13 protein-coding genes and 1 pseudogene are annotated in these 12,354 nt (G+C 67.2%); 8 read left to right on the top strand and 6 right to left on the bottom strand.

The annotated features are described in order from the left end of the window. Window positions 1-6: 6 nt before the first annotated feature. Window positions 7-672: a TetR/AcrR family transcriptional regulator gene (locus D5S18_RS25120; RefSeq protein ID WP_120043561.1), complete on the bottom strand. Its 666-nt coding sequence runs from the start codon at window positions 670-672 to the stop codon at window positions 7-9. A 110-nt stretch (window positions 673-782) separates the two neighbouring features. Here D5S18_RS25120 and D5S18_RS25115 point away from each other — a divergent pair, with 110 nt between their 5' ends. Further along, the gene (locus tag D5S18_RS25115) at window positions 783-3,065 is read left to right on the top strand and encodes a S9 family peptidase (protein WP_120043560.1); all 2,283 of its coding nucleotides are present in this window, start codon (window positions 783-785) and stop codon (window positions 3,063-3,065) included. Between the two features lie 20 nt (window positions 3,066-3,085). Continuing rightward, window positions 3,086-4,435: a serine hydrolase gene (locus D5S18_RS25110; protein WP_120043559.1), complete on the top strand. Its 1,350-nt coding sequence runs from the start codon at window positions 3,086-3,088 to the stop codon at window positions 4,433-4,435. 274 nt (window positions 4,436-4,709) lie between these two features. Here D5S18_RS25110 and D5S18_RS36730 read toward each other — a convergent pair whose 3' ends face one another. Together D5S18_RS36730 and D5S18_RS25105 are read right to left on the bottom strand one after the other, a co-directional pair. Then, complete coding sequence (locus tag D5S18_RS36730; protein WP_500797144.1) at window positions 4,710-4,865, bottom strand: DUF8730 family Cys-rich protein; 156 nt, start codon at window positions 4,863-4,865, stop codon at window positions 4,710-4,712. Between the two features lie 41 nt (window positions 4,866-4,906). Next, a complete protein-coding gene (locus D5S18_RS25105) occupies window positions 4,907-6,538 on the bottom strand; it encodes an FAD-dependent oxidoreductase (RefSeq protein ID WP_120043558.1) in 1,632 nt (543 codons plus the stop codon). Between the two features lie 401 nt (window positions 6,539-6,939). Between D5S18_RS25105 and D5S18_RS25100 the strand changes: the two genes are divergently transcribed. Then, window positions 6,940-7,209 carry a metal-sensitive transcriptional regulator gene (locus D5S18_RS25100; protein WP_120043581.1) on the top strand — a complete coding sequence of 90 codons (270 nt, stop codon included), beginning with the start codon at window positions 6,940-6,942 and terminating at the stop codon, window positions 7,207-7,209. Window positions 7,210-7,365: 156 nt separating this feature from the next. Further along, on the top strand, window positions 7,366-7,593 hold the full coding sequence (locus tag D5S18_RS36280; protein ID WP_345789817.1) for a GNAT family protein: 228 nt from the start codon (window positions 7,366-7,368) through the stop codon (window positions 7,591-7,593). A gap of 26 nt (window positions 7,594-7,619) precedes the next feature. On the opposite strand, the gene D5S18_RS25090 is transcribed toward D5S18_RS36280, so the two are convergent. After that, a complete protein-coding gene (locus tag D5S18_RS25090; protein WP_120043557.1) occupies window positions 7,620-8,174 on the bottom strand; it encodes a hypothetical protein in 555 nt (184 codons plus the stop codon). A gap of 727 nt (window positions 8,175-8,901) precedes the next feature. Between D5S18_RS25090 and D5S18_RS36455 the strand changes: the two are divergent. Next, a pseudogene (locus D5S18_RS36455) lies at window positions 8,902-8,979 on the top strand (hypothetical protein); the annotation flags it as partial. Window positions 8,980-9,011: 32 nt separating this feature from the next. Continuing rightward, window positions 9,012-9,215: a hypothetical protein gene (locus D5S18_RS25080; protein ID WP_120043555.1), complete on the top strand. Its 204-nt coding sequence runs from the start codon at window positions 9,012-9,014 to the stop codon at window positions 9,213-9,215. 81 nt (window positions 9,216-9,296) lie between these two features. On the opposite strand, the gene D5S18_RS25075 is transcribed toward D5S18_RS25080, so the two are convergent. Further along, a complete protein-coding gene (locus D5S18_RS25075; protein ID WP_120043554.1) occupies window positions 9,297-9,884 on the bottom strand; it encodes a cysteine hydrolase family protein in 588 nt (195 codons plus the stop codon). Between the two features lie 118 nt (window positions 9,885-10,002). On the opposite strand from D5S18_RS25075, the gene D5S18_RS25070 reads away from it, so the two are divergent. Together D5S18_RS25070 and D5S18_RS25065 are read left to right on the top strand one after the other, a co-directional pair. Beyond that, entirely contained in the window at window positions 10,003-10,980 is a 978-nt protein-coding gene (locus tag D5S18_RS25070; RefSeq protein WP_120043553.1) for a GlxA family transcriptional regulator, read from the top strand. 232 nt (window positions 10,981-11,212) lie between these two features. Next, window positions 11,213-11,413 carry a hypothetical protein gene (locus D5S18_RS25065; protein ID WP_120043552.1) on the top strand — a complete coding sequence of 67 codons (201 nt, stop codon included), beginning with the start codon at window positions 11,213-11,215 and terminating at the stop codon, window positions 11,411-11,413. Between the two features lie 119 nt (window positions 11,414-11,532). On the opposite strand, the gene D5S18_RS25060 is transcribed toward D5S18_RS25065, so the two are convergent. After that, window positions 11,533-12,276, bottom strand: coding sequence for a hypothetical protein (locus D5S18_RS25060; protein ID WP_120043551.1), 744 nt, complete (start codon window positions 12,274-12,276; stop codon window positions 11,533-11,535). Window positions 12,277-12,354: the final 78 nt, after the last annotated feature.

Raw genomic sequence — 12,354 nt, 5'->3', positions numbered from 1 at the left:
TTGCTTTCAGCCCTGTTCGGTGAGCGGCGCCAGGATGGCGTTCAGGCCGAATTCGAAGACGTCCCACTGGGTGAAGGTGGGGAAGTCGTCGGTGAGCGCGTGCATGGAGGGGTATGCCTCGGCGGGCAGGCGGGCCCACTCCTGCCGCACCCGCTCCCAGTGCTGCGGGTCCTCGTCCCAGGCGTGCCGGGTGGGATAGACGGTCGCGCAGCCGAGTACGAACCGGATCAGTGTCGCCAGCAGGCCGATGGCGGTGCGGTGGTCGATGTTCAGCCGCGCCAGCCGACCGTACAGCTGCTCGGTGATCTTGGCTTCGACGTCGTCGATTTTCTGAGTCGACTGGATATCGAGTTGCAGCAGCGCCGGATACGCGGTGTACAGGCGGAAGTAGGCACGCATCACCTGGCGGAGCCATTCGACGTCCTCGACGTCGGGATCGGGCCATTCGAACCGGCTCAATAGCTCCGTCATCACCGCGGCCAGGATGGCGTCCTTGTCGCGGAAGTGCGTGTAGAGCGCCATCGGGCGCACGGCGAGTTCTCCGGCGAGCCTGCGGGTGCTCAGTGCGGCGAGCCCGTCGCGGTCGATCAGGTCGATCGCCGTGTCCACGATGAGCTCGGGGTTGAGGGTGCCACGCGGCGCCCGCGTGCGCGGTGAGTTGTGCGACGGCATCCGGCTTCCAGTCTCGTTCGCTCGGAAATGTTCAGCAAAGTGTATTCAACAACATAGTGTACGGCGTACTGTACGGTGGCTCACCGTTGGTAGATACGAGGGAGACCCTCATGTCCGTCGAAGAACTGCCCGCCGAGGCCTACGCCCGTGCGGAGCGGTTGCTACTGCACAACCGGCCCCGGCTGGCCCTGCGCGCGAAGATCAAACCCCGCTGGATCGGCGACACGGATACGTTCTGGTATCGCGTGGAGACCGCGCGCGGCGGGGAATTCGTGCTGGTTGACGTCGCGGCCCGCACCCGAGTACCCGCGTTCGACCACGAGCGGCTGGCCGCGGCGCTGGCCGCGGCGAGCACACAGCCGGTCGAGCCGTACGCCTTGCCATTGCGGGAGATCGAATTCGTCGACGACGCAGTGGCTTTCGACGCGTTCGGAGCGCACTGGATGTACCGACCCGATACCGACACCTGCACGCAGGACCAGCAGCACCGCAGTCCTTCGCCGCTCGAAGTGGCCTCACCGGACAAGAAGTGGGTGGCGTTCCGTCGAGCACACGACGTGTGGGTGCGCTCGGTCGAAACCGGTGCGGAATTCGCGCTCACCACCGACGGCACCGCGGACCGGAGTTATGCCGCCAACCCGGACGCGGCGAGCAACCGGGTCGTGCTGGGCAAGCTCGGACTGTCGGAGGCGCCGCCGGTGCTGGTGTGGTCGCCGGATTCAACGCGCATCCTCACCCACCGCGTCGACCAGAGCGAGCTGGCCTGGATGCCTCTGGTCGAGGCCGGACCGTCGGACGGGAGCAGGCCCCGGTTGCACGCTTACCGCTACGCGATTCCCGGCGAGAACCTTCCGCGCGGCGAGTGGTTCGTGCTCGATATCGCCGAGCGGACAGCCACCGCAGCCGATGCCGAACCGTTCCTGCTCGCGCTGTACAGCCCCATCGTCCTCGGCAAGGCGTGGTGGGCTCGTGACGGCCGGACGGCGTACTACCTGGATCAACCGCGCGACCTGCGCACCCTGCGACTGCATGCCCTCGACGCCACGACCGGCGCGGTGCGCACAGTGCTCGAGGAGCACGGCGACACGCGCGTCGAGGCCACTCAGGAGATCGCACACCGGCCGATCGTGCACGTGCTGACCGGCGGACGAGAGGTCCTGTGGTACTCGCAGCGCGACGGCTGGGGGCACCTGTACCGCTACGAGGACGGCGAACTGGTCGAGCAGCTCACCAAAGGTTCGTTCGCCGTGCAGGACATCGCGCACGTGGACGAGTCCGAGCGGGTCGCGTATCTCGTTGTCTCCGGCTTGGTGGCCGACGATCCATACCGTCGGTCGCTGGTGCGGGTGGATCTGGACGGCGGCGCGCTGACCCGGCTCACCGGCGACGACCTGGACCACGTGATCACCACACCCGAGCACGGCCGGTGGTTCGTCGACTCGGAGTCCATTGTGGACACACCGCCGGTGACGACGGTGCGTGGACAGGATGGCGCGGTGCTGGTGGAGCTGGAGCGGGCCGATATCGGACCGCTGCTCGCCGCCGGGTGGACGCCGCCGGAGCGGATCCGGACCCTCGCGGCCGACGGCGTGACGCCGGTCTTCGGCCTGCTGTACAAGCCGTACGGCTTCGACGAGACACAACGCTATCCGGTGCTCGATCACCCCTACCCCGGACCGCAGAAGCATCGCGTCGAGCCCTGCTTCACACAGGATTTCTACGGAATCCGAGCCGAAGCCGCCGCCGGACTCGGATTCGCGGTGCTGGCCATCGACGGTCGCGGAACTCCGGGCCGGGACAAGGCTTTCCACGACTACTCCTACCGGAATCTGGGCAGCGCGGGCGCGCTGGACGACCACGTCGCGGCACTGCGTCAACTGGCCGAAACCCGCCCGTGGCTGGACCTGGACCGTGTCGGCATCTTCGGAGTGTCCGGCGGCGGATTCACAACAGTCCGGGCGATGGGCCTGTACCCCGAGTTCTACAAGGTCGGCGTGGCCGAAGCGGGCAACCACGACAACCGCTGCTACCACGCGCTGTGGGCCGAAACCTACGATGGCCCACCGGATCCCGAGATCTACGAGCGCACCGCCAATATCGGCCTCGCCGACCGGATCGACGGCAAGCTCCTGCTGATCCACGGCGAGCTGGACGACAACGTCACCCCGCACCTGACGATGCGCCTGGTCGACGCGTTGATCGAGGCCAACAGGGACTTCGACCTTTTGATCGTCCCCGGCGTCGAGCACAGCTTCCTCGGCCGCGAGAACTACGTCACCCGCCGCCGCTGGGACCACCTGGTGCGGCACCTCATGGGCCGACGGCCCCCGGCGGGCTACCGGCTCGCCGATGTCCCGATCACACCCGAGCTGCTCGAAGCGCTCGGCGGCTGAACCACAAAGGAGTACGACACATGCCCACCTTCTCCGCCGACGCGCTGCGGCGACTCTGCGACGACACGCGCGAACGGCTCTCCGTCACCGGCGCCCAGGTCGCGATCGCGAGCGGCGACACGGTGCTGCAGGCTGTTTCCGGCATCGCGAACGCCGAACTCGGGACTCCGGTCACCGACAACACGGTGTTCCAGATCGGCTCGACCACCAAGGTCTACACCGCCACCCTTGTCCTGCAACTGGTCGACGCGGGCCTGGTGGACCTCGACACCCCTGTCACCCACTACCTGCCCGGCGTGCGCCTGGCCGCAGGGGAACGCTGGCGGGAAATCACCCCGCGCCACCTGATGGCGATGACCAGCGGCCTGGACAACGGGCCGTACACCGACACCGGCAACGACGACGACTGCATCGGCCGCTACCTCGACCTGCTCGCCGAGATCCCGCCGGCCTTCGCACCCGGCACGGCGTACGGGTACAGCAACGCCTCCACCAACGTATCCGGCCGCCTGATCGAGACGATCACCGGAGACAACTGGGATGTGGCGCTGCGCGAGCGGCTGCTGCGCCCGGCCGGGCTCGTCGAGTCGGTCAGCCTGTTCGCGGACCTGCCCTACCACCCGACCGCGGTGGGCCACCTGCCCGGCGCGACCGGCGTGGTCCGCCCGTGGTGCTTCGCCCGCGGCTGTGGCCCGGCCGGTTCGTCACTGGCCACCACCGCACGCGACCTGGCCCGCTTCGGCCAACTCCTCGTCCGCCGCGGCAAGGCCGCCGACGGGACGCAGGTGCTCTCGGAGCAGGCCGTCGACATCATGCAGACGGTGCAGGTGGACGTGCCCGCCAGGGTGTTCGCCGACTCCTGGTGCGTCGGCCCCTACCGCAAAATATGGGACGGTGTCGAGGTTTTCGGCCACAGCGGCACCACCCCCAACGGATCCTCCTGCCTGCTCTGGATGCCCGCGCACGACATCGCGGTGGCCACGGTCGTCAACACACCGTCGCGGGGGTATCCGTTCGCCGACGCGATCTTCGACGTGATCTTCCGCGACTGGCTCGGTGTCGCCAAACCGTCCCGCCCGACTCCCGATCCCGAACTCGAATTCGATCCGTCCGTCTACACCGGCCGATACCACGCCCACGGTGTGGAGTACACGATCAGCATGGACAACGGTGTGCTGTTCTTCGACATGGAGCAGGTCGGCGGCGCGGCCGCCCGCACCGAACTGCTGCCGATCGCCGCACACCGATTCCTGCCCGCCGACGACGCCGTCACCGGCAACCACACCTGGGATATCGCCTTCACCCTCGGCCCCGACGGTGCAGCCGGTCACCTGCACAACGGCGCCTTCACCGCGCGCCGGGTCCACTGACCCCAACCTCGACGCCCTGATTCCGGTCCCCACGTCTCTCACCGTGATGTTCCAGGGCTGAAGGGTCGGTACCGCACCTGCGATATCGACCCTTCATTCGAGTCTGGGGCGGTTCGGCGCCGCCGCCGTTGGTGCGACGCGACCAACGCGGCGCCTATTCATCACCTGTCCCGCGCGTTCACCGGCCTTCGGTCCGTCGCTCGACGAGAATCGCTTCGGCGTCGAAAGCCGGTCGGTGTCGCGGCTGACGACACCTGAGTTCCTCGGATCGATGTCAACGGCCGAAAAGCCGGCGCCTGCGTGGTTGCGGCTGCTCAGCACAGGTGCATCGCTGGGCCTTCGGCACATCGCCGAGCACCTGCTCAACGTGGCTACCGCATCCGGAGTAGCCGGGCTTCCCGCATCGGCGGCAGGTGATTCGGTGGCACATTCCTCGTGTTTCCTTCCTTCTCAGGTTATTTCGTGTACCGCTCAGCGGCAGATCCGGTCCGCGCCCGCAGCGCGCCAGGTTCGATACCCGCCGTCGAGGTTGACCGCCTCGCGGCCGAGCTGGTTCAGCAATCGGGTGGCGCTGTTGCCGCGCTGACCGACCTGGCAGAGGACGAGGATCGGACCGGCCGGGATCTCCTCGACACGAGCGCGAAGCTCGTCCAGCGGGATGTTGCGTGCACCGGGGATCGACCCGGCGGCGAATTCTTCCGGCGTGCGCACATCGACAGCGTGCGAGCCCGTGCTGATCGCCTCGTCGAGTTCGTGCCACTGGATGGTGCGCAGCGCGCCGATGCGCAGGTTGTCGGCCATGTAGCCGAGCATGTTGATCGCGTCCTTGGCCGATCCGAACTGCGGCGCGTAGGCCAGTTCCAGGTCCATCAGCCGCGAGGCCGCGATGCCCCCTGCCATCGCGGTGGCCAGCACGTCGATGCGCTTGTCGACGCCGTCCGCGCCCACCGCCTGCGCGCCCAGAATCTGGTCGGTGTCGGGATCGACAAGTAGTTTCAGCGACATCGCGGCCGCGTCCGGGTAGTAGCCCGCGTGGGCGAGCGGGTGCGAATGGATAACGCGGAAGGGGCGTTTCGCGGCGCGCAGCCGCTTCTCGCTCCATCCGGTCATCGCCGCGGTGAGACCGAACACACCAACGATCGCCGTCCCCAGAGCGGGCGGGTCGATCGCAGGCAGTCCGGCGATGACGTCCGCGACCAGCCGTCCCTGGCGATTCGCGGAGTTGGCCAACGGGATCAACCCCGATTGGCCGCTGACCGAGTCCCGCTTCTCCACCACATCACCGACGGCGTAGATGTGCGGCATCGAGGTGCGCAGCCGATCGTCGACGACCACTCCTGCGCCGGAACCGATTTCCAGTCCGGCCTCGCGGGCGAGCCCACTTTCCGGGCGCACGCCGATCGACATGATCACCAGATCGGCGGGAACCACACTGCCGTCGGACAGCGTCACGGTGTCGGCCTCGATGGTCGACACCTCGGCACCCAGTTCGAGCCGAATACCGTGGGTGCGCATCTCGGCCGCGACCGGGGCCGCCATCTCGACATCCAACGGCCCCAGCACCTGCGGGCCACGCTCGATCACCGTGGTCGAGATCCCGCGCCGCACAAGATTCTCCGCCATCTCCACACCGATGAACCCCGCACCGATCACGACCGCCGACCGGGCATTACCGACCGCCTCGACCACGCGGTCCACGTCGGTGACATCCCGCAGCACCAGCGCACGTTCAACTCCGGGCAGGCGCGCAACGACAGCGGAAGCGCCTGTGCTCAGCACCAATTCGTCGAAGGACTCGACATATTCGCGGCCCGAATCCAGTTCGCGCACGGTGACGGTCCGGCCGACCGGGTCCACGGCCGTCGCTTCGTGGCGCACCCGCACATCGAGGCGGAATCGCGCCGCGAGCGACTCGGGCGTCTGCAACAGCAGCGACTCCCGCTTCGGGATCACGCCGCCGACGTAGTACGGAAGACCGCAGTTCGCGAAGGACACGTGCGCGCCGCGTTCGAGCACGACGATCTGCGCGGACTCGCTCAGCCGCCGCATGCGGGTCGCGGCCGACATGCCACCGGCCACACCACCGATGATCAGAACTTTCATCTCACACCTCTCAGACGGGCCGCGGCAGCAGCTGCGCCGGATGCCACTCTTCCGACTTGTATACCCCTGGGGGTATCTTCTGCCCAATATACCCATGGGGGTATGAAAGGGAAAGTGATGAGCGACTCTCCGACAGCGCCCCAGCCACACGCCCACGCGGCCGGACACATTCGGCGGCGCGCCGAGAGGACGCGTTCGCGGTGCGTCTGGCACTGCTGCCGGTACTGCTGCGATCGACCGGCAACGGCGCCTGGCGGTCGCCCGCCCGGCTGCGCAAGGCGTTGCCGTCGATCAGCTTCGCCCACAACCGACAAGCTCGCCCCCGGCACGGCTCACACCGAGCTCGGAAATACCCCCACGGGTATCATGAACTGAGGTATTTCGACGAAAGGACGCTCGCCATGATCGGCAACGAAGAGACCATCGCCCAAGTGCTGAACCGGCTGCGCCGCGCCCACGGCCAACTCGCGGGCGTCATCTCCATGATCGAACAGGGCCGCGACTGCAAGGACGTCGTCACCCAACTCGCCGCCGTCTCCAAAGCCCTGGACCGCGCCGGCTTCAAAATCGTCGCCACCGGCCTGCGCGAATGCCTCACCGGCGACCCCGCCGACGGCTCCGAACCAATGACCGAAGCCGAACTCGAAAAACTGTTCCTCGCCCTCGCCTGACCCGAATACGCAGGCGAGGACCATTCTTCACCGCCTTCGCCGGCGCAAACCTGCAGTTTCACAGCGCGAGCGGATGACGCCCGGCCACGTCGCTACTCCAGCGAGCCGACGTCCCCACCGCACCGGTGACGGATCGACTAAGCCGCTCTCGGCTACCTGTTTCCGCCGGCGGCATGGGGATACAGGTATGCCGCCGAGACATGCGCGGCGGCACTGGATTGGTTCGTCGACGCACTCCCCGGCGAACCGTTGGCGCTTCGCACGCACAGCGCCACCGACCGGGCGATGCGGCCGGTGGCGAAACTCGGATTCGAAGAGGTGGAGCGGATCGAGGGATACGGCACCGAACAGTGGTTCGGCGGGTCGAACTCGGGCGCGTCGTAGCTCGGGCAGCGACTGTCCAGCGCCTCCTACTGCTCGAGGTCGGTGAATCCATAAGGGACGCAGCAGGGATCCTCGAGGTATTCGTCGCTGTCGACGTCGACATCCTCGTCGAGATCCTCGTGGTCACCGTACGGATCGACTATCTTCACGAAGTCGTATTTCGTCGCGATCTCACCGACCAGTGGCGGGACTTCGATCCGGTCCCAATCGACGGTGACCACGATGGCGTCGTCGAGTTCGCCGGAGAGCACCCGGTCGCCCAGCCGGAGCCACTCCTCGGAGGCGATATCGGGATGATCCGGGAATTCCGAGGCTTGAAAGATGAGATCCGGATAGCCGTCGATCGATACCTTGACGAAAGGGTGCAGGTCGATCGTCTGCACCAGGCTGCCCTGCTCATAGACATTGACTCGAAGATCCGAGCCGAACCAGCACAGCAGATACAGATTGAAGCCTTTCTGCGACAGTTCGCTCTCCAGATCGGACCGCACCTCGTCGAGAGTGCCTCTGATGTAGTGGGCATCCTTTCCCGCACTGCCTGACACCGCCGAGAACACCAGGTCGTAGAAGCTCTTGGGCATGACGGTCAGACTAGTGACGGACTACCGCATCTCCGCGCTCCAACTATGCCTGCCAATAGTTCAAGGGGCAGCACAATTCAGGTCGGCACGGCCAATATCCAACCCTCGCAAAGCATCTCGGACAGTATCCGGGCAGGTCTGCCCGTTGGTTCCGATCGCGCGGAACCCGCCACCGAGCGCACGCGCGAACCGACCCCGTTGCGCCGGCGGCACATTCGAGATGACGAGTGAAAGGTTCAACTACCGAGTGCACACCCGAGCCGAGCGATCGCCCGCCTCGGTAATCGATTCCGCCGGTGCGGAATTCAAAACCCGACGCGACATCCACCCCGCCGTTGCTCATACGGTGACCGCATCCGATTCGGACCCGAGGGCGCGGGATGTGGGGGGGCGTGAGGTTCGCGACCGACCAACTCGAGGCATATCGGTTCGGCGGCCAGATCCGCAGCCCAATCGAGGACTTCGACATCGCCATGCGTCCTGCGCAGTGAACCGCCGCCATCGCTGACAGAACACCCAAACGCCCGGGACTGCTGCACGATCGGGTGACAGATTTGATCACGCGGGTGCCCGAGCATGGCGTGGCCGCAGCGTGGGCAGCGCAGGCGTCCGGTGAGCAGGTAGTCGGAGGAGTTCGCGGCGCGGTGGGCGTGGGATTCCCCGCACGCTTCGAGGACAATCGAGCTGGCCGGTCGTGTTCGCGCATGGGTTCTTCCTGGATTCGGCGATGTTCGCTCCCCAAGCGGAACACCTGATCGGGCAGGGCTTTCGGGTGTTGTGCCGGGATGCTCGTGGGCATGGCACGACGGAGTCGGATCCCGATGTGCCGTTCACGTATTGGGATTCCGCGCGGATCTGCTGGTGGTGCTGGAAACGGCAGGGATTGGCCGCGCGACGCTGGCGGGAATGTCGGAGGGCGGCTATACCGAGTTGCGGGTGGCCCCGACCGCGGGCCGACCGGGCCACGGCCCCCAGCACGAGCGCACTCGCCGCAGCGACGCCCGCCACCGCCACCCGGCCCCCGGCAACGCGGCGAGGTGATCGAGGAGGTACGAGGACCGGGTCTGTCCAGATACATCGACAGACCCGGCGCCGATAAAAGTCGCGGAGTCGTGCAGTCGCTTACTTCAGATCTGCCGCCGAGGCGACGACGACGCCGTAGATGTCGCCGATCTGGGCGAGCGCGGCGTGGTGAAGTTGTTCGGCGGTGACGGCGGCGACCGGGGAACGCAGGGGCCGGGTGGCGCAAGCGTCCGCGACGACGGTCGGGGCATTGCCCCGCAGGAAGGCACCCTCGGCCGTGAAGGTGACGCACATGTGAGTCATGAAGCCGGCGAGGACGATCTCGGAATTGCCTGCAGTGTCCACCTTTTCGCCGAGGTCGGTGCCGATGAACGCTCCGGGTGCGTGCTTGACGACGACCGATTCGCCGGCGATCGGTGCGACCTTCGGGTGGATCTGCCCGATGTCGGCGGCCGTGTCGTACAGCGACCCTGGGCCGTCGTCGTGTACGACATGGATCACCGTCGTTCCGGCTTCGCGCGCTCGGCGCAGCAGGTCGGCGGCGGCCTCGAGCGCGCGCTCCCATCCGGTCAGCTCCATCACGCCGCGTGTGTAGGTGTTCTGGTAGTCGATCAGGATCAGGGTCGCCTCGGCGAGCGTCGCCGGGGTCCGACCGAGTCCGTTGATCTCGCGCAGAGTGGTGCTCATCGATATGCCTTCCGGTGGATCGGCGCCACCTCATGGTGGCCGATTTCGACGGTATTGCCACCGAATCGTGTCGGCAATGTCATGTAATCTGCAGATTCGGACATCGCAGTGAGGGGCTATGGACAGGTTGATCGCCGTCGTGCTGTTCGATCGTGTCGACCTGCTGGATGTGACCGGACCTGCGGAAGTGTTCTCGCTGGCGGAGCGCGTGATGGACGGGCCGAGTGGCTATCGCGTCGTGCTGGCCGCGCCGACCATGGATCCGGTGACGACCTCCGCGGGGGTGCGAATGCTTCCGGATCTCACCTTCGACGAATTGTCCACTCACGCAATCGATACCCTCATCGTTCCCGGCGCAGTGGAGTCCGGCGATGGGACGGAGATCCGTGCCGTCGCGGATCCGGCTGTGGTGCACTGGGTTCGCGTATTGGCTTCGGGTGCCGGCCGGGTGGCGTCGGTGTGCGTGGGAGCGCACATACTCGCTGCGGCAGGTCTGCTGGACGGCAAGCGCGCCACCACGCACTGGTCCACCGCCGCCCAACTCGCCGCCGAATACCCGGCGATCCGCGTGGACGCCGACCCGATCTTCATCCGCGACGAAAACGTCTGGACGGGTGCGGGTTTGAGCGCCTGCCTCGACCTGTCCCTGGCCCTGCTCGCCGACGATTTCGGTGAGGAGGTCGCGCTGCGCGTGGCCCGTGAGCTGGTGGTGTATCTCAAAAGGCCCAGTGGGCAGAGTCAATTCAGCGTCCGCCTGGACGTCGTCTCGCCCACCCGCCGGGTCGAGGAGATACGTCACTACATCACCCGCAACCTCGCACGCCCCCTCACTGTCGCCGACCTCGCCGCCCAGGTTTGCGTCAGCGAGCGCCAGCTGACCCGAATCTTCAAGCAGGAGTTGGGAACGACGCCGGCGACCTATCTCGAATCGGCCCGCGTCGAGGTGGCCCGGCACCGCCTCGAAACCACCGACGACACCTTGGACCGGATAGCCGCCGCCTGCGGCTTCAACACCATCGACACCCTGACTCGCGCCTTCCGCCGCCGACTGGGCACTACGGCGGCCGAGTACCGCAACCGCTTCCGCATCACCTGAACGCCAGGGCTGCGTCCTCGTCGAAGCGTCGATCGGATCGTGTTGTGTCCCAGCCATTTTCGCCGGATGCCGCTCATGGTCAGGCGCGCGGCGGTGCCGCGACGGCCTGCGGGTCGTGGAGGGCGAGGCGGTATCGGTCGTAGGCGTCCGCGGCCAGGTCGAGGCGGTCGGCCAGCCCGTCGGTGACCTCCACGTCCTCGTCCGTGATCCCGACTCGGGCATACGCCTCGAGGTGGACGAGTCGCTCGATCCGGGGCCGGACCCCGAGGGGATCCGTTCCGGCGGGGACCTCGGCCGAGATGATCCGATCGAGGGCGAGGACGGCATCGATCGAGGCCCTGGTCGCGGTGCCGAGCCGGGCGAGGGCGTCATCGTATTGGTAGGCGGGCAGGTCGACGGTGTCCTACCGGTGAGAGGCATCAATGCCCGATAGATGCGTGTCTGTTCGGTATGGAATCGGGCCAAGGCGGCGGTCATGGGGTCGGTCGGCCTCGTCGGTGGTGTCCCTGCGGCACACCCCGAGGATCTGGGCGGCGGTCGGCAACATTCATGTCATTCCTTTCTGGGTGTGGTGGATTCCATTGTGGTTTCCAGGGTTTCGCCGCTGTCGAGGGGGACGACGATGCGGGTCCCGATGCCGCCGATCTCGCTGCGCGCCCGTTCCACCGTCACCCCCGCGAGGCCGTCGGCGGTGTGCTGGAGCGTGGCGGGGATCTCGGCGTGCGGGGCGTGGGGGTCCCAGAGCAGGATCGTGAGCGCTGCCCCGGCGGGGCACAGGATTTGCAGACGCGCCGCGTCCGCGCTGGTGGTTCGCGGAGTGTGCCGGGGTGGGGGTGTGATCGCGGCGCGCAGCAACTCCAGCACGCGCGGCACGAGGAGGGCCAGGCCGCCGCGTTCGAATCGGAATTTCACTCCGGCGGCCATGACATCCTCGTCGAGGACCGAGATGTTGACCAGACAGTCGGAATGCTCGGTGGCGGGCCGCACCCGATGCAACTCTATATCGAGCGTGCGTGACGCGGGCATCCGGAGCGGCGGTGGGCGCAGGTCGACGATCTCGACGGCCGGCGCTGTGGCCGAGATCAGATGCCGGACGGCCATTTCCGGTATCCCCAGCCCGGACAGGTGCCGGGCCGGGACCAGCAACCGCCCCGGCAGCCCACGCATCCCCTGATGGGTGCGGGCCATCGCCGCCATCATCCGCATCAACGCGGTATTCGGCGGCGCGGAGCCGACCACGGCCGCGAGGTCGATCCCCCGCGCCCGCGCGGCGTCACCCAACGGGGTCAGGATCACCGCCTCGTACTCCTGTTCGGCGGTGCGGGCCAGGTCGCACGCGCGGGCACCAGGCGTGTCGATGCGCCGCCTGCACGG

It is taken from the genome of Nocardia panacis (genome assembly GCF_003598715.1).
Classification (GTDB): domain Bacteria; phylum Actinomycetota; class Actinomycetes; order Mycobacteriales; family Mycobacteriaceae; genus Nocardia; species Nocardia panacis.
This window is presented reverse-complemented; position numbering and strand designations above follow the sequence as displayed.